This window comes from Dolichospermum flos-aquae CCAP 1403/13F (genome assembly GCF_012516395.1).
Taxonomy (GTDB): Bacteria; Cyanobacteriota; Cyanobacteriia; order Cyanobacteriales; family Nostocaceae; genus Dolichospermum; species Dolichospermum lemmermannii.
Map to the genome: position 1 here is coordinate 4348209 of NZ_CP051206.1, position 21893 is coordinate 4370101.

The following is a 21893-nucleotide window of genomic DNA, read 5'->3' on the forward strand; positions in this document are numbered from 1 at the left end:
AAAGAGACTAATGAATTCAATAGCATCTACCTTAACTTCTATTCTCAGCACCGAAAACGCCGTTATATCCTGGGAAAATCTCAGCCCCACCCAACAGCATAATATCCAACAGGGAATAGACCCCAAAAGCCAGCCTAGTTGTGTCATTTATCCCCATAGCCAAGCAGAATTAGCCGCCGTTATCACCACTGCCAACAGTCACAAATGGCGTGTTCTAAGCTGTGGTAGCGGGAGTAAAATCAATTGGGGTGGTTTAGCTAAAAATATTGATATTATTGTCAGCACCGAACGCATTAACCAACTCATAGAACACGCTGTAGGTGATTTAACTGTCACTGTTGAAGCAGGGATGAAATTTGCCCAGCTTCAGGAGATTTTAGCTAAACATCACCAATTTTTAGCACTTGATCCCGCTTTTCCTAATTCTGCTACTATTGGTGGTATGGTTGCTACTGCCGATACGGGTTCTCTGCGGCAACGTTATGGTGGTGTGCGTGACCAACTTCTAGGTATAACTTTTATCCGCGCAGATGGTCAAATCGCCAAAGCTGGGGGAAGAGTCGTTAAAAATGTGGCTGGTTACGACTTAATGAAATTATTTACTGGTGCTTACGGGACATTAGGAATTATCAGCCAAGTCACTTTTCGAGTTTATCCCATTCCTGAAACTTCGCAAACTGTGATATTAACTGGAAAACCTGAAGCTATATCCCAAGCAGTGAGAACTTTACAAAGTTCGGAATTAACACCAACTCAAGTTGATTTATTATCAAGTAAGTTAGTTACTAATTTAGATTTGGGAACAGGAATAGGATTAATTACCCGCTTTCAAAATATTAATGAAAGTGTCCAAGAACAGTCAAAACGACTTTTAGCAATTGGCGAAAAGTTAGGCTTACAGGGGGTAATTTATTTGGGAAATCAGGAAATTAATTTATGGCAACGATTACCAGAACAAATACATTCTCATGTGACAGAATCTACAATTACCTGCAAAGTAGGAGTATTACCAACTGCGGCTGTGGAGATTATCAATCAAATAGATATTGGTTTAATTCATATTAGCAGTGGTTTGGGTTTAGTCCGTTTAGAAAATAAAGATCAGATTTTACCTTTGCGGAATTTATGTGCAGCAAATTCTGGTTTTTTAAGTATTTTATCAGCACCTGTTGAGTTGAAGGAAAGGTTTGATGTTTGGGGGTATAATGGTAATGCTTTGGCAGTAATGCGGGGAATTAAAACACAGTTTGATGGTAATTTTATTTTAAGTCCTGGTCGGTTTGTGGGTGGGATTTAAGTTTTAATTAAAAACGAACCGCAGAGGCGCAGAGGTCACAGAGGTTAAGAGGGGAGAAATATAAATGCAAGTTTCGGAAGGTTCGGTGAATAATACTGCTAGTATTAAGAATTTGCAGGGTTTTGATGGAAGTCATCCACCTGATCCTAAGTTAATTGATAGTTGTGTTCATTGTGGTTTTTGTTTGTCTACTTGTCCTAGTTATCGGGTATTAGGTAAGGAGATGGATTCTCCCAGGGGACGGATATATTTAATGGATGCTATTAATGAGGGGGAAATTGCTCTCAATACGGCTACTGTTGAACATTTTGATTCTTGTTTGGGTTGTCTAGCTTGTGTTTCTACTTGTCCTTCTGGTGTGCAGTATGATAAGTTGATTTCGGCTACTAGACATCAGGTGGAAAGAAATTATAATCGCAGTTTACCTGATAAGTTGGTTCGACAATTGATTTTTTCTCTGTTTCCTAATCCTGATCTTTTAAGAATTTTACTTTTTCCTTTATTAGTTTATCAAAAGTTAGGAATTTCTAAGGTATTACAAGCAACTGGGTTAATTAAAGCCATATCTCCCCGGTTAGCTGCTATGGAATCTATTTTACCGGAAATTACTCTTAAATCTTTTCAGGATAATTTACCAGATATCATCCCAGCGAAGGGTGAAAAAAGATATCGGGTTGGTGTAATTTTAGGATGTGTGCAAAGGTTGTTTTTCTCTGATGTCAATGAAGCGACAGTAAGGGTTTTAACTGCGAATGGTTGTGAGGTGGTAATTCCTAAATCTCAAGGTTGTTGTGCTGCGCTTCCTGAACACCAAGGACAAACGGAACAAGCGAAGGTTTTAGCAAGACAAATGATTGATAGTTTTGCTGATACTCATGTGGATTTTGTGATTATCAATGCTGCTGGTTGTGGTCATACTTTGAAGGAATATGGTCATATTTTAGCAGATGATCCAGAATATGCGGAAAAAGCTAAAGTATTTGCCGCGAAAGTTAAGGATTCACAGGAGTTTTTAGCTAATGTGGGTTTAACGGCTAAACTTTCACCTTTGACTGATAAAAATCTGACTTTAGTTTATCAAGATGCTTGTCATTTATTACATGGTCAAAAAATTAGTGTTCAACCTCGTCAACTTTTAAAACAAATTCCGGGTGTGACTTTAAAAGAACCTATTGACGCGGCTTTGTGCTGTGGTAGTGCGGGGGTTTATAATATGTTACAACCGGAAGTTGCGGAAGAATTAGGTAAACAAAAAGCCCAGAATTTATTAAATACTGGTGCAGATTTAATTGCTTCTCCTAATCCTGGTTGTAGTTTGCAGATTAGTAAATATTTGCAGGGGAAAACTATTTCTGTCATGCACCCAATGGAGTTATTAGATTATTCAATTCGGGGTGATAAGTTGGAGATTTAGAACATTATAATATCCAGATCCCCGACTTCTGAGATTAATTTATAATGTATTTACAAGATCCAGAAAGAAGTCGGGGATCTTATTTCAGTTCATTATTATTCAAGACTAACAACTACAGCTTGACCTTTCACTAATGTAGATAAAATATCTAAAATCTTTGGAACTAAAGGTTTTAACCCACATTCCGCACCCCAAACTGTCACAGATCAAAAAAGCCCTTAAAGTAGTACATAATAACTAAAGTCAATTCAAAAATTAAGATGCTTAATGATAATAAATAGCATTAAAAGCGAAATGGTGTGAGAAAGTGAAACTTGGTAACAAAAGAAAAAAATGAATTGATAACCAAATAAGAAATAATTGATAACAACAGAAGTATGAGAGGAAACTGTTGTGAAATTAAAACCTCAAGAAATGGAAATTCAGAACATAGACCATCTAGGGATAGTAGCAGGAATCATAGATTCAATCGGAATAGTAGAAATAATAAATGAATTAATAGGAGTCGAAAAAGACGAAAAAGTAAATGCAGGTCAAGTGGTAAAAGCCATGATAATAAACGGGTTAGGATTTGTCTCCAAACCGTTATATATGTTTCCCAAATATTTTGAAACAATAGCCTGTGAGCATTTAATAGGAGCAGGAGTAAAACCAGAATATCTCAACGACGATAAATTGGGGAGAGTCATGGATAAACTGTTTATAAAAGGCTTAGATACAATCTTTTTTATCATAGCCTTAAAAGCTGCTCAAAAATTTGGAGTATCACTATCAACATCACATCTAGACTCATCATCAATGCACGTGCATGGGCAGTATAACACTAGCTTACCATTCGTAATATTTGAGAGTCAAAAAGTAGGAAATAACCAAGAATTAGAAGAATTAGCAGTAAAATCACCAAAAGAAATAACCATCACCTACGGTTATTCTCGTGACCATCGTCCAGACTTAAAACAGTTTATCATAGAAATGATATGTTCAGGAGATGGAGACATACCAATATTTTTAAAACTAGCATCGGGAAACCAAGCTGACTCATCATGTTTTGGTAAAATAGCAGTAGAATATCAAAAACAATTAGAAGTTAATAGTCTCATGGTTGCTGACGCTGCTTTATATACAGAATCAAACCTGAAAATGATGTCAGAATTACGTTGGTTATGTCGAGTACCATTAAGCATAAAAGCAGCAAAATCATTAATATCAACATTAGCAGAATCAGAATTTATTGATAGTACAATACCAGGATATAAATTAGCATCAAAAATCCAAAATTATGCAGGGATAGAACAAAGATGGTTAGTAGTGCAAAGTCAAGAAAGAAAAGAATCAGACCTGCATAAGCTCACACAAAAAATTACCAAAGCAGAATCAAAAGCTGTGCAAGATTTGAAAAAGTTATCACAAGAGAGACTTGCATGTGTTGCAGATGCTATCAAGGCATTATCAAAATTATCAAAACAATTCAAATATCATCAAATTCACGAAAGTACGGTGACTCAAGTAAAATCTAATAAAAAAGATACTTCAGGAGAAATATCCTATCAAATATCAGCTACAGTCTCCCAGGATGAAAGTAAAATTAATACAGAATTGCTGAGTGCGGGACGTTTTATTATTGCGACAAATGTTTTAGATTCAAAGGAACTAAGCAATGATTCTATGCTCAGGGAATATAAAGCTCAACAATCATGTGAAAGAGGGTTTGGTTTTCTCAAAGACCCATTATTTTTTGCCGACAGTATTTTCCTCAAAAGTCCTGAGAGAATAGAGTCTTTGGGAATGATTATGGGTTTATGTCTACTGGTTTATACTTTGGCTCAACGTCATATTAGAAATGCTCTTTTGGAGTCTAAATCAACAATTAAAAATCAATTAGGCAAAGCAACTAATCGTCCTACTTTACGCTGGATTTTTCAATGCTTTCAGTGTATTCATTTGGTTACACTCAATCAGGAGAAACATATTTCTAATTGGAATAAGGACAGAGATTTTATCTTGAGTCTTTTACCAGATGATTGTTTACGTTACTATCAATTAGTCAGCTAATTATCATCTCTATCAATTTAATTTCTATGAGTAAAGATGAGCTAATCTCTTTGATTTATAGCTCCATTTTACTATGTCTATAATTTCGTTTTTTACTTTAATTGATTAGTCTAACTTATAATTATTTCTTGAATATCTCCTTTCGCTTATTCATTGACCTCTCCAGGTGGTGTGCATTCTTATTGCTTCTTATTGAGAATAGATTTTGATGACATTTTTGGTGATTTACTGTTTCTCAAATGCCTTTTTTCACTTTATCTGTTTGTTTTGATGCTCCCTTTGATTTTCATCTCCGTAATTTCCCTCTGTAACATTTTGGGGTGCGGAATGTGGGTTGTAGGGAAGGGGGCAGGGGGGTTAGGTTTTTAGAGATTATGGGTTTCATCTAATACTTTATGGCTAACGCCACGCTTCGCTATCAAACAACCTCTAAACATCAACCCCTTTTTCTGTTTCTATATTCTTTCTTGTTCCTGACTCCTAACCTTCACGATAAATAGCATCTGCTACTAAAGTAACTTCTTGCATTTCCTGAACATCGTGAACTCGGAGGATATCTGCACCATTGAAAATGGCTGCACAACAGGCTGCGGCTGTTCCCCAAACTCGCAATTTCGGATCTGGTTGATGAAGAATATTACCTATAAAACTTTTACGAGATGCTCCCACCAAAATTGGAGAATTGAGTGTTTTTAATGATTCTAAACGGCGAAAAATTTCTAAATTCTGCTCATGGTTTTTAGCGAAACCAATACCAGGATCAATAATTATTTTATTTTTGTCAATTCCCAAAAGTGTAGCCTTTGTAATTTGCTCAGATAAAAAGTTATAAATATCAGCAATTAGATCTTCATAATCAGTACATTTTTGCATAGTTTGGGGAGTTCCTTGGATGTGCATTAAGACAATCGGCACATTTAAACTAGCAACAGTTGGCAACATTTGCGGGTCAAATGTTCCAGCAGAAATATCATTAATTATATCTGCTCCAGCGATAATTGCTGCTTTAGCTACTTCGCTTCTAGTAGTATCTATAGAAATAGGAATATCAATAACTGGACGTAGCAACTCCAAGACCGATAGCACCCGCTCAAGTTCTGCTTCTAGGGATATTTGTTCTGCCCCTGGACGGGTTGATTGTCCACCAATATCAATAATATCAGCACCAGCCGAAACCATTGCTTGTGCCTGGGTTAAAGCCGCTGAGGTGGTGTTAAATTTACCACCATCACTAAAACTATCCGGGGTGACATTCAAAATTCCCATGAGATAAGTCCGCTTTCCCCAGGTAAAACAGTGATCTCGGATAGTTAAGTTGTTAGACATGAAATTTTTTAACTTTTAATTGATGTATCCCCAATCCCCAATCCCCATTATTGATAGTTGACAATTCTGGCAAAACTATCAGCTTTTAGACTAGCGCCACCAACGAGAGCGCCGTCAATTTCTGGTTGTGCCATAATTTCATCAATATTATTCGGGTTGACTGAACCGCCATATTGGATAGGAACTAGGGGATTAGTTAATTGACTGCGAATTAAGCCAATTACCCGATTTGCTTCCTTGGATTCACAGGTATCACCAGTACCAATTGCCCAAATTGGTTCATAAGCAATAATTAGGTGAGTTTGATCAATATCTACCAAGTCTTTTTTTAATTGGTTGCTAATTATTGATTCTGTTTCCCCTGCGTCTCGTTGTTGTTTAGTTTCCCCAACGCAAAGAATGGGTGTGAGTCCATGCTTTTGGGCGGCTTTAAGACGGAGATTGACAGTTACGTCAGTTTCTCCGAAGAATTGCCGTCTTTCACTGTGTCCAACAATGACAAAACGCACACCGATTTCCGTGAGCATGGGGGCAGCAATTTCGCCTGTATATGCTCCATGTTCTTCCCAGTGGACGTTTTGTGCGCCCAAATTTACACGGCTACCATGTAAAGATTTGGACAGCAGGCTTAAGTCGGTGAAGGGAGGACATAATACCACTTCTCGTTCTGAGGGGGTTTCCTCCAGGTGAGGCAAAAATCCGCTTAAAAATTCTGCGGATTCTGCCTGGGTTTTAAACATTTTCCAGTTTCCAGCAATAACGATTTTCCGCACAGGTGATTTAATCAAGATTTTAATGCTACTAGATGCACTTTTCAATGTACTACTTTTTTAGGACTATTCACTAAGCAGAATTCACTGACTCACAGAAATAGTCGTCAGTAGTAATATAGGCTGATGGTTGGTTTTTTAACTTAGATAGAGTTTTTGTATCAATCAAAAATTAAGCTATTTGCCAAAATTAGGTGAGCAGTTGCGCTTGATTACGTAAACGCAACTACTAAATTAAACTAACTGCAAACCAGCTTTTGCTTCTTTGGCAATTGCCTCTACTTCGTCATTTACCAAGGTTGCTAGAATAGATTTAGCTTCATCACTACCCAAACGAGTTAAAGCTTGTACTACTCTGTAACGTACTTGCCAATCTGGATTAGTGCTGTATGGAACTAGGAGAGGAACTGCTGTTGGATCTCCCAATTCACCAAAGGAACTAATGGCCGCAGTTTGAATTAAGCCATTATCGGAAGCAAGTGCTTGGGTAAGCAATTCAAAGGCTCGCGGATCTCCTAATTCTCCTAATGTCGCAATAATGCTAAACTGTACCAGCCATTCTGGTGTTTCTTGGTAAAGCTGTTGTAAGTCTTCAAAAGCGTCATGTAATTTCAGCGCACCTAAACAGTCTGCTGCGGCTGCTTGAACATCTGCTTCTGGATCATGAAGTAAACCTCGGAGGATATTCAAGGATAATGGTAAATCCTGTGTTCCCAGGGTATCCATTTGACTTACGGCCGAATAACGGACACGCGCACTTTTATCCTGAATGGCAATTTGGACTAATTCTAAACCGATTTGTGGTTCTAGTTCCCGAATTTGATTGACTGCACGCAAGCGATCGCCTAAATTGTCAGAACGCAGTAATTCTCTTATACTATCAGCAGACACACTCATTTAATTGTCCTTTGTCAGTTGTTAATTGTTAGTAGGGGCGAAGCATTTGGAAGATAAATTATCAGTCATTGCCAAAAATAGTTCTCCAAATGCTTCGCCCGTACAGTTGTTAGTTGTCAGATAATATTTCTCTCCTTTGCTACTCTGCGGCCATAGTGCGAATAATATCACCACGAGTTAGAATACCAATTACCTTACCCGCATTGTCAAGGACTGGGAGACGATGAACTTTGTGATCTTGTATTAATTTTGCTGCTTCTCTTAATGGTTTATCAGGAGAAATAGTTAGGGGATTTTTACTCATAACTTCCCCTACTGTTTGTCCTAAAGCTTTATGTAAATCTCGTTCATAGGTTGCAGGATTTTGTAAATAAATCACACTATCCAAAATCATGATATATGCAGGGGGAGTTATACCAGTTTCTTGCCACATCAAATCTGTTTCTGAGATAATTCCGACTAATTTACCTGCGTCATCAATTACAGGTAAACCGCTAATGTGTTTTTCTGCCAGAATTTGGATAGCTTCTTTTAAGGGAGTTTGAGGATGGACAAGGATAGGATCACGACTCATTACGTCAGCAACGGTTTTAGACATTTTTTTACTTACACCTTTTATAAAAGTCTTTTTAACTATTGTAGGAAATTATTGGTAACAAATAAAATACAGTTAATAGATTGTTACTTTTCATTTTAAAAATAAACGTTGTTTTTGTTGAAAAAGCATTTTTAGCAATGCCATTGTACCATAAAAGCCTAATTTTTCAATTAATTTTAACCATTCGACTAAGGAAGCAGATTTTTTTGATATTTTATGCTGTCCAACTTTTTTTACCAATTGTCAACAGGCTCAAATAATTATGCAAACGTCAACTCTAATATAGGATCTCTAAACTATCCAAACTGCGGCGGTAGTTGTGGCTTTGTAATTATGCGTACTACTCCCACTAATAATATTAATGGTACAAGTAGCAATCAAATTGAAGGAATTATTGGTGTAATTCATTCCTTTCGCTCACCTGATCAAAAAAATGCTGAAACTAATCGTCAATTAATAGATATTCAAAAACAAAGAAGTGAAAGTGAGATTGCGAGTAATTACATCAAAGCAATTGCCGATGCTTGTCAAGCCAAAGATTCAATTAGATCAGAACTAAGTGCTAAAGGATTAGCTCGAATTTGGAACGTAGATTATAAAACCTTACTTCACCCTAGCTGCGGCTCATAATATTGAGAATTAATATTTCACTTTCTTTTTCTTTTATCATTTTTGAATAATAATTTTGTGATTCATTATATCAACAATGTGATTTTAACTAATATTGTTTCAACTAAATAAACCCGATATTCCCATATCAAATTAAGCCCTAAATAAAAGCAAAAATCATGGCTAATGAAAAATCACCAGACATTCAAAATACTAACAATGCCGATAACAAAGAACATAAAATTGAATGTTCTTCCTGTCAATGTAAAGGGAGAATCCAACCTTATGGTTCACGCAGATTATCCAAATGTCAAAAATGCCAAGGAACAGGTTTTTGTTAAAATCAAAATTGATAATTAAATTCAGATTTCGTAGGGGTTTAGCATTGCTAAACCCTTCCTAATAACTATCTAATTTATCAATTCTCCTGATGATATTTCCTCAAAGCCGCAATAATTTCCCTATTCGCTTCTGGAAAAGTAAAATTATCCAATTCATCCAAACTTACCCAGCGAATTTCATCACATTCTAGGGCTTGAGGAACACCCGCTAAATGTTGAGAATGATGAACTATCAAAGTCACCCGCAAATGAGCATAAGTGTGGTCAATAGTAATCAGATGTTCTCCAACTACAATTTCTATACCCAACTCTTCCGAAATTTCTCGTTTAATACATTCTTGAATAGTTTCACCAATTTCAATTTTTCCCCCTGGAAATTCCCATAAACCACCCATTGTCCCAGTAGGAAGTCGTCTATCAATTAAAATCTGTTTTTGGTCATTCCAAATAACAGCAACACCAATAATTTTATGAGGAATAGAAGAACTACTTTCATTCATATAATTACTCAGTACCAATAAATAAAAAAACTCAGTAGACTAATTATATATCTACCGAGTTTATATTTATTTTGAGAATTTTGCTAAATGTTAGTTTGATGTGTTAATAAATTAAATAAAAAATACCCCTTGGATTATAATCAAAATTATTGTAAAAAAAATAGTTGAGAATATCAAGTCCTGAAATGAACGTTTTTAGGGGCAATTATTGAGAATATTCTCAAGATTATTGACAATAGAGAAGAATGCGCTTTTTTTTGAAAATCTGATTGAAAAAACTTATAGGTTTCGGGAAAAACCATAAGTTAAAAAGTAGTTGGGTTGACTGGAGAAAACCCAACTTGCTAATTATCAAGTTACGGTAATCATCATACCTGCACTTTCATTCCCTAATCTATCCACAGCACAGACTGCATAAGTTCCTGGTAGAACTGTCGCAAAGGTAGTACCAGCGGATAAAATGCGTTGAATTAGCCAATTATTGCTATTTTGCAAATACAGAGTCCAAGAACGCACAAGTTGATCATCTCCTGCTTCCCAGTTTAATTTACCATCCATAAACTTGAGGTTTTTGGGAGGTGGTGGCGTAATGGAACTTTGCCATGACATAGTGGGAATTAAGGCAGGTGTGGGATAATAGGTTTTAAATTGGTCAGCGATGCCTTGGCGATTTTCCTGAATGCCAGTCATACTAAAAAAGATATTACCTAAAGACAAATTACCTGCTAAATTCCGAGAAATCTGAATTTGCTTGGCAATTTCGCTATTTTTCCATTCCTTACCATCTAATTGTCCGAGATTATTACCTGCATAGATGTGACGCTGTTTAGTATTGATTTCGGTCCACCATTGCAGTAAAGTTTGATAGGCTTGTTTGGTTTGGTCAGTACGCCAGTAGAGTTGAGGAGCAATATAATCTATCCAGCCTTGCTGTAACCATTTTTTAGAATCTGCATAGAGGACACTGTAGGCATCTAAACCGACAATTCCCGCAGGTTCTCCAGAACGATAAATACCAAAAGGACTAATTCCAAACTTTACATGAGGTTTGGTGGCTTTAATTCCTTGAGAAAGTCGCAATACCATTTGATTGACGTTTTCGCGTCGCCAATCTTCTATATTTAGTTTACCCCCACTGGTTTGATATGCTGCGTAGGTTTTATGATCAGGAAAAGGTTGACCAGATATGGGATAGGGGTAAAAATAATCATCTAAATGAATAGCATCTAAATCATAACGACGGACAACATCAATAATGACGTTGTATGCTCTGTCCTGAACGATTTTTGCACCGGGGTCCATCCATTGTTGAGTACCCCATTGATAAACAACTTCGGGGTTTGTAACTGCAATGTGGGGACGAACGGTAGAAACTCGACTATTTGCTCTAGCACGATAAGGATTAAACCAAGCGTGTAATTCAATATTGCGTTGATGACATTCGGCGATCGCAAACTCCAAAGGATCATAAAATGGTGATGGGGCTTTTCCCTGAGTTCCCGTTATCCAAGCACTCCAAGGTTCTAATTCCGAAGCATATAAAGCATCACCTTCTGGTCTTACCTGCAAAACTAAAGCATTGAAATTCAAAGCTTGTAACTGTTTAATAATCGCTAATAATTCCGCTTTTTGCTGTTCCACAGCCAGTCCCGGTCGAGAAGGCCAATCACTATTCCATACAGACGCAACCCAAGCCCCCCGAAATTCCCGCCGATGATTTAGCTTAACAGTATGAGCAGTTGTAGGTTTAGGGATGGTTGGAGGAACAACAATATAATCAGTCGGGATTTTTTCCGCTTTTCCTAAATATACTAAAGCCTGATAAACCATTACTGCGACTTCTGCACGAGTAGCGGCTGTTTTGTAATTAAGTATTTTTTTGTTCGGATAACTAACTACCCAACCAGCACGAGTTGCTAACGCGACTTGATTAATCCCATAGTAAGGAATTAAAGATCCATCTTGATAAATTTCTGCCAGTTTACTTACTAAATCTAGGTCAACTTGACCAGCAAGTTCTAAGCCATTGACCATTGCTACTAAAGCATCACCTCTAGCAATACCTTCATCTATCCCAAAGCGCCGATTTGGATAACCCGTTAAAAATCCAGTTTCATAGACCTTTTTAATCGCGTTTATCGCCCAATGCGTCTGGGGAACATCTACAAAAGGTACATATTCCCGTTTGACAGGCAGGGAAAAAATTGCGGCGATAATAGCTGCAAATTCAGCACGAGTCACAGGGTTATTAGGGCGATAAGTTCCATCAGAATACCCACTGAGAATTCGCCGTGCTGCTAAAGCTTCAATAAACCCTTGGGACCAATGACCTTGAATATCCGAGAATCTTATAGAACTAGATACCATATTGAATGAGATAGTTGCATCCTTTGTTAATTTAGCAATATTTAAGTCATAGCTGCTAAGGGACTTCCGGGAAATAAATTATCCCAATAAATAAATAAATAAATGAATAAACGAACCACAGAGGCACAGAGAACACAGAGAGAGAAGAAATAGAGAGGGTTTTTGCGTTAGTTTTGGGACATTTTTTTATTTGGAAGTCCCTAATGACAGTAAAGAAAAATTCCTCAAACTCCTCCTCTCTGAGCCTCTGAGACTCTGCGTGTTAGCGAAGCGGGGCGAAGCCTAAAAAAATTATCCCTTCCTCCCAACAGCAACACAATAAAGAGCAGCATGACGTTCTCCATCAATACCCAACATAGCGTTTAAACTCATATCATCAAATCCACCAATACAGAGACTATCCAGTCCCAATTGCCCAGCCATTAAGCAGATATTTTCGGCTTGATGACCAGCTTCTAAAAGAGCAAAGCGGTAGCCCCGCGCCCCATACTTGCCCATTGAGCGCATAAAAACCGATGTGAACACAAACAGAGCATTGGCATTGAGAATGTAATCCTGCTGCAATAATGGTTCGACAAAATCCGTTGGGACGGCATCATTTACCCAATGTAACCCGTGTCCGCGAGGTTCATAGTGATATAGTCCGCTAACCAAACCTGCTACCGCTTGTGTGGATACGAACACCTCCAGAGGATAAAGTCCCCCCGCAGAAGGAGAGTTACGAGCCTCATAGCATTGACCATCCACTTCCCGCAGTCCGTTGAGTCCACATCCTGAGTCGAGCAGTTGAGCTAAGGCGACCAGTGGCATTACCTGACGCTCAAATGATCGGACAGAAGTACGTCGCGCTAAAAGCTCAGACAGCGGGTTATCACGTGGTGCTTTTGGCAATTCCAGAAAAGGAGCTTCTGGCAGATATCGCAGTTCAGTAGCCGGAACCCGCTTAACATAACTTTTAGGGACTGGAGAGTTTAAATGATAGAGAAGAGCTAACTCCAGAGGTTCATTGGCTGTGTGCATTGTCCTAATTTCCTCGTTTGTTTAATCAACAACCCGCTAACGGCTCGCTGACGGCTGTTTTAAGCCATAGGATGTGGGCAGGGATTTAAGTCATTTTTAGTCCGTCGGCCACCATAACCCAACCTTTCTGGGACCTCGAATAACCGCCGAGTCCCCAGTGGTTCTTGTCCATAACCAAAATAGATAGGGACTATTTCACTGGCTAAAGTCCGCACCACTCGAAAACCAAGAGAGGCGATATCAGGGGCAGTAATTTCCACTACATAAGGTTCAACACCTACTGAATTTAACTTGGCAACTACTGATTGCAAATTCTCTGCTTCAGACTCAGATTCGTAAGTTGGTAAATATTCAACTTGGCAAGATTGGTCATGGTGAAATAGAAAATCCAACTCACCTAGCCGAGCCGTCGTGTAAAAAAAAGCGTTGTGATCATCTAAATTCTGAATATCACTATATTGATGGAGATTAGCCCCAGCGCCAGTTTTCATCCGTTCTATGTCACCAAAGCGAGCTTGACAAACTTCAAAAACTGCCTTGTGGAAAGCCGTTGGTGCATCAAGATGACATCCCATACCAGTGGACACAGCGGGACCTTTGCCCGAACGGTCAATTAACATGGCCATGAAAACCGGGACTTGAATATCAGTAGTTAACTCGAAGACAACTAACTCAATGCCAAAGCGGGCATAGTGACGGGCAATTTCCGTCTCAATTCCTGGCAGGTGGTCGAAATAGATGCGTGGGGCAGGGAGGCGATTTAACCAGGTAATAATGAAAGCATCACGCTCAATTAATTCGCACAAACCCCGGTAGGCAGCAAACTCCCAAGATGGTCCACTAGCCATACCGTTAGAACTAACAGGTAAAATATAATCTCCTGGTTGGTCGCCACCCCAGTCTAAATAAACCAAAAAGGCTGGAACTAAAACCTGTTGCTTACTGGTTAAGGAAAGGGCATTCATCCACGAAGTCTGCGTTGTGGAATTAAAGGCCGGGAAAGGGAAAGTTGGGTGAGAGTATTGTTGGTTAGAAAAAGGAGAAAAAACGGTCGAAGGGACGGCACGATTACCTAATTCTTCGTAGCTACTAACAATTATTTGCCGATAATCAACAATACCACCGCAGTATCTTTCTATAGCTTCGCCCACAGCCCCAAAAATGGCTTGTTCATCCGTCATGCCCCTACCGACACCGTAGCGTAAATCATCAGGCTGTTTACGAAGCTGAAAATTGGCTAATTCGGCTTGCCACAAAACGGGAAAATCGAACTCTGTATAAGGCTTGGTGAATCTATCTAAGGAGCGGATAACGCCAGTATGGGGGCTGACTAGATCTTGCCAACGGGGACGTGCAATCGCTGTATTCACTGTGTTCTCTCCTATCTTTTTCCGTTCCCTGTTCCCTCTTCCCTGCGATGCACTGAGCTTGTCGAAGTGTTCCCTTTCTGTGTTGAACAATGGGGACAACCTGGTTTTTTGAGGACAACGTTATGAGTAAGTTTTGTGCCAAGTAAGTCTATATGTAGTAGTTTTCCGTCAGTAGCGATCGCCAAACCGAGCATCATTTTCACAGCCTCAAGAGCTAAATAGCTACCCACCAACATCTGACCTATCGGTAAATTTTCCCGTAGCCGTGGTTGAGAACGCCGTTCTCGGTTGAGCAACTGTTCAACCGCCAATTCTGCCTCTGGAAACTTGGAACAAGCCATAGACCGCATCCGATAGCATAGATAACAGGGTTTGTCCTGGGAAAAAACCAACGGACCGACAGTTCCCTCCACCCCAGCCGCTCCACCCGGTAGCAATGGGCGCTGCATCTTCAAGCATAGTCTGTTCAGACGATAGGCTAGATTCACAGATACGGCATCAGTAGCGACAATTACCAGGTCAACGTCCTCCAGCAAAGAATTGATGGTTGCGTCGTCATTTAAACCATCTGTGACAATCTCAGCCTCAGTGATTCCGCCAATGGACTCAATCTGTCGCGCTGCTTCCACACTCCGAAAAGTGCCAATTTTATTCAATCCCGAACCTGACATCATCAGGGAATCCGCCGGCAGGATACAGGCATCATCACACAAACGGACAAAACCAATCCCAGCAGTAGCTAGGTTAATTGCTGCTATCAGTCCCGAACCTCCCAGTCCAAAAACAGCAATTCTCGCATTGGCTAAGTTTTTTCGAGCATCTTTTTGGTCAAAGCCTAATTCATGATAAAGGCTGATTTGAGGAAGTAAATAAGCACGACTATCTAAATCATTTGTATTTTCTAGAGACTCTTCTACTAAGCGATTGTCCATCAAAAACTCTAAACATTGATTTAGGGAAGAATCTGTCAATTGTTCGCCAATTGCATTGCGGATTTCTCCTATGGTGCGAGAGCCATCTAGTAAAGGTAAAACAATATTTTCCACATTATGCAGAGCTTGACCATGGACTCTCAGGGTTCGTCGTGTTGTATTAAATATCATACTTTCTTCGCCACTGCAATCTGCCGGCATCACGTTAATAACAACGTGTTCTAGTAGTCGGAGCCGCTGACCATCATTTAATTTCATAGACTTTATTATTGCCAAGGTTTAATCCTGCTATAAATAGCGATCAAAAAAATTAAAAACCCTGTTTCTGACAACCGAAAATATTGAATAAAAACAGGGTTTCTGTTGATTTTTTTGGACGAATTTGATGATTTTAACCTCAAGAAACTCGGTTGATCAAATTACTAAATCCCTATTCTGTCTTCAGGTTTAGTTAGTATCCAAATCCAAGCTCATCAATATCTCCCATCAAATTTGATGCTGTCCCATGGTCGGCAAATCTACAACCACCACAGCCACCGCAAGGTCTACAACCACCACAGCCTCGACAGCCGCAGCCACCACAGCCTCGACAGCCTCGACAGCCTCGACAGCCACCGCAACCGCCGCAGCCACCACCACCACAGCCACCGCAATTAGCAAACCATCTTTGAGTGATTTCAGAGTCGAATTCTCCCGACATTGCTAATTTTTCTAAAGCTGCTATTTCCTCCTCAGACAACAGAAGTCTTTCTAGTTTGTCTGCTTGATCTACCAAACGCATTTCTACATATATTGGTTGGTCGAGTGTTTTTTCTGCAAGCATTGTCACCTACTCCTTTCAACTTAAATTTAATAACCTGGTTGCAAATCTCTATTTGAGTTGATAAAAAGCTGGAATGATGTTTTTAAATCAACCAGTTTTCACAAATTCTTCAAAATTACACTAGTCCACAACGGTGTAAGTCAACTAACCATTAAAGATTCATGAAAAGCTTATACAATCTGCTTTTTTAATTTTTAATTGTTAATTTTTAATTCCGCCCTGCGGTATTAGTCCACAAAAGAGCAAAACCACTTTCTGATTAGTGTGGGGAACTATCAGATGGGATTTATATTCTGTGAAACCTTGTCTTTTATGAAAATTGCTCTTTTCAGGGTCGCCAATTATGTCTTTGTTTGCTTATCCGATTCTTACAAGAATATCTTTTTCTAGATAATTTTCTTCTTTCTTAAGTAGTATTATTTTATCTCTTGATAGAGGAGGAATCAATTTATGAAATTGTGCTAATGGTGAATGAAAATTCTTGTAACAGAGAATAATTTTATAGTTAAAGCGAATTTAAAATAATGCTTATGACCGATTGAAAAGCGTAGCTCTATTTCTCTATAATTACTCCTTTAGTAAGGTTATCAGACTTGATTACTTTTCAGGATTTATCTAAAAATAGCAAATCAAATATCTGATCATCCTTTAATGATCAAGGTTATATTGGTTCTAGGCTGTTTTGATATCCGTGAAAATTCTGAACAACAGACATTTGAAAATTTTTGAAATATTCATCCCTAAGAAGTGGAGAACAAAATTTTTCAAAAGTAGAATATTAAAGTAATAGATAGCAGAATCCGAAAAAATTCCTGATCAACTTTGCAGCGACTGATTGCTGGTTAAGTTGGAAAAGGATAAAATTTGATCACTGCATATTTTATTCTTGAAAAATAAACTCTCCCAAGTGATAAGTCTAGTTATTACTCAGAAAATATCAAACTTTTGGAAATCAGAGAATTATCTAACCCTTTATAAAAATTCAGGTTTAATTAATGAGCGATTTAAGAGTTTGGTTTGGAGACTACACTAGAATTTTATTTCGTTCTTTACCCTTATTATGGACAGCAGCACCTCAAGAAATGGTGTTTTTAATTGCTGTGACTTTATTGCAAGGGTTTCTTCCTGGGGTTAGTGTTTGGATTACCAAACTGGTAGTAGATACTGTGGCTACAGCCTTAACAACTGGTCAAGCATTAGATGATTCAATTTTGTGGTATTTGGTAGCAGCATGGGTGGGAGCTTTGCTATTAGAAAACCTTCTCTATCCTTGGATATTGGCACTTCAAGGAAATCTCAATGATAAATTAGCGGCTCATATTAGTTTATTATTAATGCGAAAAGCTGATAGTTTTGCCGACTTGAGCCGTTTTGAAGATGCTGAATTTTATGATGAGTTACAAATTCTGCAACAACAAGTTAGCTATAAACCCTTAAACTTAGTTGAGAACTTGGTAGAATTAAGTCGCTCATTGATTACTTTAATCGTAGTAATTGGGCTATTAATTCCCCTGGCTTTTTGGATACCATTGGTAATTGCGATCGCTACTATACCCCAAATAGTAGTTTCTTCGCAATATGGTAGAGAGATTTGGATCACTTTATTTGAAAACAGTCCTCAAGCCCGAAAAATGCAGTATTACACCTCTTTAATGCTGACTGACACCTATGCCAAAGAAGTTAGATTATTTCAGCTAGGTGCATTTTTTATGCAGCTTTACGGACAAGCATTTCAATCTTTACATCAATCCATGGGTCATTTGCGAGGTAAACAAGCATTTTGGTCATCTAGTTTAGCTATTTTGAGTACATTAGGAAACGGGTTTTCTTTCTATTGGGTAGTCAAGCAAGCTTTTAGAGGACTGTTAAGCCCAGGAAGTGTACTTCTGTTCGTACAATCATTAACTTACTTCCAGAATAGTTTAGAAAGATTTGTCAGTCATTGGTTGGATTTGTTCGAGAATATTATTTATATGCAGCAGTTTTTCAACTTTCTCGACAGTCCTACCCCCATGGTATTGAACATACCCGGAGAAAAAATCCCCACTCCGATTCGTGCAGGTATTACTTTTGAGCAAGTTGATTTTCACTATCCAGATGGTAGATTAGCACTCAAGGACATTTCTTTTACCCTTTACCCAGGACAAACAGTCGCCATAGTTGGCGAAAATGGCGCAGGTAAAACCACTCTAGTCAAACTATTAACCAGGCTTTACGACCCCACCACAGGACGGATTATCGTTGATGGGATAGACCTTAGAGATTTAAATTTAGAACAGTGGCGGCAGCAAATTGCGGGGGTTTTTCAAGACTTTGGCCATTACGCACTCACCCTGGGAGAAAATATTGCATTAGGAAATTTAGCAGCGTTAGAACATCGAGAGATTCTTAGATATGCAGTAGAAAAAGCCGATATCGTCAAACTAGTTGATGATTTTCCCAGTGGGGAAGATACACAATTGGGTAAACAGTTTGGCGGTACAGAACTTTCTGGAGGACAGTGGCAAAAATTAGCTCTAGCTCGTGCTTTTGTTCGCAAAGAAGCCCAACTACTACTTTTAGATGAACCTACCGCAGCCCTTGACCCCCGCAGCGAGTGTGATTTTTACCTGCGTTTTGTGGAACTAGCGGAAGGCAAAACCACCATTCTGATTACCCACAGATTAGCCTCGGTGCGAATGGCTGACCGGATTTTAGTCCTCAAAGATGGTCATTTAATTGAGGATGGTACTCATCAAGAACTTTTACAACTGGGAGGAGAATATACCGCGCTTTGGAATATGCAGGTAGAACAGTACGGAGTGTAATACAAAAAAACTTAATTCTAGGACTTACGCAGAAATCATCTTCCACTCTCATTTCTCTGTGTCCTCTGCGCCTCTGTGGTTCGTTATTCCATCAGTCATGAACATCAAAAATCCGATTCCTTGGCTCATTGGGCTGACTGCATTTGGTTTATCTGGAATGGGTATTGCTTACTTCAGCCATTGGTATCAACCCAGCAAAAATGATATTACAGATTTAACAGTCCCTGTCACTACCAGCAACTTAAACATTAAAATCAAAACCAATGGAGTTGTCCAACCAGTTCGCAAAATTAATATTAGCCCAAGAGAAGCCGGTCGAATTGCCAAACTCTATGTAGATGAAGGTAGTTCTGTCCAAAAAGGACAATTAATCGCAGAAATGGAGCGTCAAGCCTTTCAAGCCCAGGTGAATCAGTATCGAGCACTGTTATGGAAGGCAAAAGCCGAATTACAAGAAAAGCGTAAGGGTTACAGACCGGAAGAAATTGCCATAGCTCAAGCTGATGTGCGTAAGTACACGGCGCAAGTGAGGGAAGCTCAATCTCGCTTGGCATTAGCCTCTCAACGAGTCAAGCGCAGGCAATATCCTACATCTCAAGGAGCAGTATCCCGTGATGATTTAGATGCCGTCTTGAACGAGGAAAAAAGCGCTAGGGATAACTTACAACAAGCTAAATTTAGTCTGATATCTGCCCAACAACAAGTGAAAAAACTACTTTCCGGTTATCAAACTGAGGAAATTACCAAAGCTGGTGCTGAAGTAGCTCAAGCAACTGCCCAATTACAATTTTACGAAAATCAGTTAGAAAATACTTTCATTCGCGCCCCTTTTGCTGGCTTAATTACCCGACGTTTTGCCCAAGCGGGGGACTTCGTAACTCCAAATACTTCTGTTTCTACCAATGAAGGGGGAACTAGTGCCTCCATTGCTGAATTATCCAGTGGTTTGGAAATAGAAGCTAAAGTTCCCGAAGTGAATATGGCGCAAATTCAGAAAAATCAGCCTGTAGAAATTCGCCTTGATGCTTTTCCTGATCAAGTTTTTCAAGGGAAAGTCCGTTTGATTGCTCCTAGAGGAGTTAAGGAAGAAAATGTCACTTTTATGCGAGTCAAGATTGCTTTGGCAACGGGTCAAGATAAACTCAAGGTAGGGCTAAATGTGAAGTTAACTTTTTTGGTGAATGACATTCGCAATGCCTTGGTTATTCCTTCGGCTGCGGTGGTTTCTGGGAAGGGAGGGCAGGTGGGTGTACTGTTACCAGATAAAGATAATCAAGCAAAATTTCATCCGATACAGGTAGGAATTACTTCTGGTGATAAAACCCAAATTTTAGGCGGACTTTCCGAAGGTGAACGGGTTTTTATTCAACCACCAGCTAATCAATTAATTGATGGTATTGATCGTGTTACTGGATCTTAGCCTACTCTCTTTTTACTGGAAGAATATTGATTAAATGAACCACGAAGGAGCGAAGAACACGAAGAAAGAAGGAAGAAGAAAGAAGGAAGGAAGAAATTAAGTAATTTTATGCTGGGAAGGGATTATGAATTATGAATTTGTTAGAAAGTGTGAACATGGCTTTTGCTACTCTCGCTGCTAATAAACTTCGTAGCGGACTAACTATGTTGGGAATAATTATTGGCAATGCTTCAGTTATTAGTATGATTGGGATTGGGCAGGGCGCACAGAATCTTGTGTTGGGTAAACTTGAGGCGTTTGGAGCAAATCAACTGACGGTATATAGCACTTTTGAAGATGATGAAGGCATGAAATTTCCTGATGCTCAATTGGTGTTATCAGATGCAGAAGCAATTAAAGCTCAAGTTCCTAGTGTGAGCAAAGTTGCGCCTATAGATGAGCAAAAAATGTCAATTAGTTTTAATAACAAGTTAACATCAACAACTGTTAAAGGCACTACCTTTGATTTGCTTGCTGTGCAGAATCTTACTCTTGTCACTGGCAGAATGTTTAACCAAATACAACAGCAAGAACAGGCTCAAGTTACTGTTTTGGGTGCAGAAACTAGTCGGAAACTTTTCGGCGATGAAAATCCTGTAGGGCAAGAAGTTCTCATTAATAATATATCGTTTCAAGTGATTGGTTTATTGCAATCAAAGGGTGCATTTGGTGGGGAGAATTCTGATCAAACTGCTATTGTTCCCCTCACAACATTTGCTAATAGGTTAGTGGGACGCAGATCAATATCTGATATTCCTCTCAGTTATATTTTAGTGACTGCCAAAAATAGAGATAGTATTCGCGCCGCAGGTTTTCAAATTACTAATATTCTGGCTCGACTACATGGGAAAAAAGATGTGGCTGTTTTTGCTAATAAGAAGTTTCAAGAATTGGTAGTTCAGGTAACTGGTGTTTTGTCATTATTATTAGCTTTAATTGCGGCTATTTCTTTGTTAGTGGGTGGCATTGGTATTATGAATATTATGTTAGTTTCTGTGACTGAACGTACTCAAGAAATTGGGTTGCGTAAGGCAGTTGGGGCAACTCAGAATGATATTTTAGCGCAATTTTTAATTGAGGCAATTATTCTCTCTCTCTCTGGCTGTCTGCTGGGCATAATTGTAGGAGTTGGGGGAACTATGCCGTTAGCCTTCTTCACGCCTTTGACTCCTCAATTTCCTCTATATGCGATTGTTGTCGCCGTGGGAATATCCGGGAGTATAGGCTTGATTTTTGGTGTATTTCCAGCCCGACAAGCAGCAATGTTAGACCCAATTGTTGCCCTAAGAAGTGGGTGATTATTGAGATTTT

19 protein-coding genes are annotated in these 21893 nt (G+C 38.9%); 8 read left to right on the top strand and 11 right to left on the bottom strand.

What is annotated here, in order from left to right; genetic code table 11:
* Positions 1-10 precede the first annotated feature (10 nt).
* The 3 genes from HGD76_RS20780 (at position 11) to HGD76_RS20790 (ending at position 4763) form a co-directional block, all read left to right on the top strand.
* Positions 11-1297 (top strand): FAD-binding oxidoreductase, encoded by a 1287-nt coding sequence (locus HGD76_RS20780; RefSeq protein WP_168696897.1) that lies wholly within the window; start codon positions 11-13, stop codon positions 1295-1297.
* 64 nt (positions 1298-1361) lie between these two features.
* Positions 1362-2711 (top strand): (Fe-S)-binding protein, encoded by a 1350-nt coding sequence (locus HGD76_RS20785; RefSeq protein ID WP_168696898.1) that lies wholly within the window; start codon positions 1362-1364, stop codon positions 2709-2711.
* Between the two features lie 414 nt (positions 2712-3125).
* Positions 3126-4763, top strand: coding sequence for an IS1634 family transposase (locus HGD76_RS20790; protein WP_168697410.1), 1638 nt, complete (start codon positions 3126-3128; stop codon positions 4761-4763).
* 480 nt (positions 4764-5243) lie between these two features.
* On the opposite strand, the gene folP is transcribed toward HGD76_RS20790, so the two are convergent.
* The 5 genes from folP to HGD76_RS20815 all read right to left on the bottom strand — a co-directional run bounded on the left by folP (position 5244) and on the right by HGD76_RS20815 (position 8594).
* Positions 5244-6089, bottom strand: a complete 846-nt coding sequence (gene folP, locus HGD76_RS20795) for a dihydropteroate synthase (RefSeq protein WP_168696899.1) — start codon at positions 6087-6089, stop codon at positions 5244-5246.
* Between the two features lie 47 nt (positions 6090-6136).
* A complete protein-coding gene (tpiA, locus tag HGD76_RS20800) occupies positions 6137-6862 on the bottom strand; it encodes a triose-phosphate isomerase (RefSeq protein ID WP_015080065.1) in 726 nt (241 codons plus the stop codon).
* 231 nt (positions 6863-7093) lie between these two features.
* A complete protein-coding gene (gene nblB / locus HGD76_RS20805) occupies positions 7094-7756 on the bottom strand; it encodes a phycobilisome degradation protein NblB (RefSeq protein WP_015080064.1) in 663 nt (220 codons plus the stop codon).
* A gap of 139 nt (positions 7757-7895) precedes the next feature.
* The gene (locus HGD76_RS20810) at positions 7896-8354 is read right to left on the bottom strand and encodes a CBS domain-containing protein (protein ID WP_168696900.1); all 459 of its coding nucleotides are present in this window, start codon (positions 8352-8354) and stop codon (positions 7896-7898) included.
* A 90-nt stretch (positions 8355-8444) separates the two neighbouring features.
* Positions 8445-8594 (bottom strand): hypothetical protein, encoded by a 150-nt coding sequence (locus tag HGD76_RS20815; RefSeq protein ID WP_168696901.1) that lies wholly within the window; start codon positions 8592-8594, stop codon positions 8445-8447.
* Positions 8595-8687: 93 nt separating this feature from the next.
* Between HGD76_RS20815 and HGD76_RS20820 the strand changes: the two genes are divergently transcribed.
* Positions 8688-8984, top strand: coding sequence for a hypothetical protein (locus HGD76_RS20820; RefSeq protein ID WP_168696902.1), 297 nt, complete (start codon positions 8688-8690; stop codon positions 8982-8984).
* Between the two features lie 158 nt (positions 8985-9142).
* Entirely contained in the window at positions 9143-9304 is a 162-nt protein-coding gene (locus HGD76_RS20825) for a hypothetical protein (protein ID WP_168696903.1), read from the top strand.
* A 77-nt stretch (positions 9305-9381) separates the two neighbouring features.
* On the opposite strand, the gene mutT is transcribed toward HGD76_RS20825, so the two are convergent.
* The 6 genes from mutT to HGD76_RS20855 form a co-directional block, all read right to left on the bottom strand.
* Positions 9382-9804 (bottom strand): 8-oxo-dGTP diphosphatase MutT, encoded by a 423-nt coding sequence (gene mutT / locus HGD76_RS20830; RefSeq protein WP_168696904.1) that lies wholly within the window; start codon positions 9802-9804, stop codon positions 9382-9384.
* A gap of 351 nt (positions 9805-10155) precedes the next feature.
* On the bottom strand, positions 10156-12171 hold the full coding sequence (locus tag HGD76_RS20835) for a glycoside hydrolase family 10-like protein (protein ID WP_168696905.1): 2016 nt from the start codon (positions 12169-12171) through the stop codon (positions 10156-10158).
* Positions 12172-12462: 291 nt separating this feature from the next.
* Positions 12463-13191 (bottom strand): SagB/ThcOx family dehydrogenase, encoded by a 729-nt coding sequence (locus tag HGD76_RS20840; RefSeq protein ID WP_168696906.1) that lies wholly within the window; start codon positions 13189-13191, stop codon positions 12463-12465.
* Positions 13192-13250: 59 nt separating this feature from the next.
* Complete coding sequence (locus tag HGD76_RS20845; protein WP_168696907.1) at positions 13251-14561, bottom strand: YcaO-like family protein; 1311 nt, start codon at positions 14559-14561, stop codon at positions 13251-13253.
* Positions 14562-14572: 11 nt separating this feature from the next.
* A complete protein-coding gene (locus HGD76_RS20850; protein WP_168696908.1) occupies positions 14573-15751 on the bottom strand; it encodes a TOMM precursor leader peptide-binding protein in 1179 nt (392 codons plus the stop codon).
* A gap of 193 nt (positions 15752-15944) precedes the next feature.
* Positions 15945-16316, bottom strand: a complete 372-nt coding sequence (locus HGD76_RS20855) for a hypothetical protein (protein ID WP_168696909.1) — start codon at positions 16314-16316, stop codon at positions 15945-15947.
* Positions 16317-17311: 995 nt separating this feature from the next.
* Here HGD76_RS20855 and HGD76_RS20860 point away from each other — a divergent pair.
* From HGD76_RS20860 to HGD76_RS20870, 3 genes are all read left to right on the top strand, one after another.
* Complete coding sequence (locus tag HGD76_RS20860; protein ID WP_168696910.1) at positions 17312-19123, top strand: ABC transporter ATP-binding protein; 1812 nt, start codon at positions 17312-17314, stop codon at positions 19121-19123.
* Positions 19124-19220: 97 nt separating this feature from the next.
* A complete protein-coding gene (locus HGD76_RS20865; protein WP_168696911.1) occupies positions 19221-20543 on the top strand; it encodes an efflux RND transporter periplasmic adaptor subunit in 1323 nt (440 codons plus the stop codon).
* 131 nt (positions 20544-20674) lie between these two features.
* Positions 20675-21880, top strand: coding sequence for an ABC transporter permease (locus HGD76_RS20870; protein WP_015080050.1), 1206 nt, complete (start codon positions 20675-20677; stop codon positions 21878-21880).
* Positions 21881-21893: the final 13 nt, after the last annotated feature.

Coding starts and splice junctions, on each gene's coding strand:
- HGD76_RS20780 (WP_168696897.1), top strand. CDS start 11: ATGAATTCAATAGCATCTACCTTAACTTCTATTCTCAGCACCGAAAAC.
- HGD76_RS20785 (WP_168696898.1), top strand. CDS start 1,362: ATGCAAGTTTCGGAAGGTTCGGTGAATAATACTGCTAGTATTAAGAAT.
- HGD76_RS20790 (WP_168697410.1), top strand. CDS start 3,126: ATGGAAATTCAGAACATAGACCATCTAGGGATAGTAGCAGGAATCATA.
- folP (WP_168696899.1), bottom strand. CDS start 6,089: ATGTCTAACAACTTAACTATCCGAGATCACTGTTTTACCTGGGGAAAG.
- nblB (WP_015080064.1), bottom strand. CDS start 7,756: ATGAGTGTGTCTGCTGATAGTATAAGAGAATTACTGCGTTCTGACAAT.
- HGD76_RS20810 (WP_168696900.1), bottom strand. CDS start 8,354: ATGTCTAAAACCGTTGCTGACGTAATGAGTCGTGATCCTATCCTTGTC.
- HGD76_RS20820 (WP_168696902.1), top strand. CDS start 8,688: ATGCGTACTACTCCCACTAATAATATTAATGGTACAAGTAGCAATCAA.
- HGD76_RS20825 (WP_168696903.1), top strand. CDS start 9,143: ATGGCTAATGAAAAATCACCAGACATTCAAAATACTAACAATGCCGAT.
- mutT (WP_168696904.1), bottom strand. CDS start 9,804: ATGAATGAAAGTAGTTCTTCTATTCCTCATAAAATTATTGGTGTTGCT.
- HGD76_RS20835 (WP_168696905.1), bottom strand. CDS start 12,171: ATGGTATCTAGTTCTATAAGATTCTCGGATATTCAAGGTCATTGGTCC.
- HGD76_RS20840 (WP_168696906.1), bottom strand. CDS start 13,191: ATGCACACAGCCAATGAACCTCTGGAGTTAGCTCTTCTCTATCATTTA.
- HGD76_RS20850 (WP_168696908.1), bottom strand. CDS start 15,751: ATGAAATTAAATGATGGTCAGCGGCTCCGACTACTAGAACACGTTGTT.
- HGD76_RS20855 (WP_168696909.1), bottom strand. CDS start 16,316: ATGCTTGCAGAAAAAACACTCGACCAACCAATATATGTAGAAATGCGT.
- HGD76_RS20860 (WP_168696910.1), top strand. CDS start 17,312: ATGAGCGATTTAAGAGTTTGGTTTGGAGACTACACTAGAATTTTATTT.
- HGD76_RS20865 (WP_168696911.1), top strand. CDS start 19,221: ATGAACATCAAAAATCCGATTCCTTGGCTCATTGGGCTGACTGCATTT.
- HGD76_RS20870 (WP_015080050.1), top strand. CDS start 20,675: ATGAATTTGTTAGAAAGTGTGAACATGGCTTTTGCTACTCTCGCTGCT.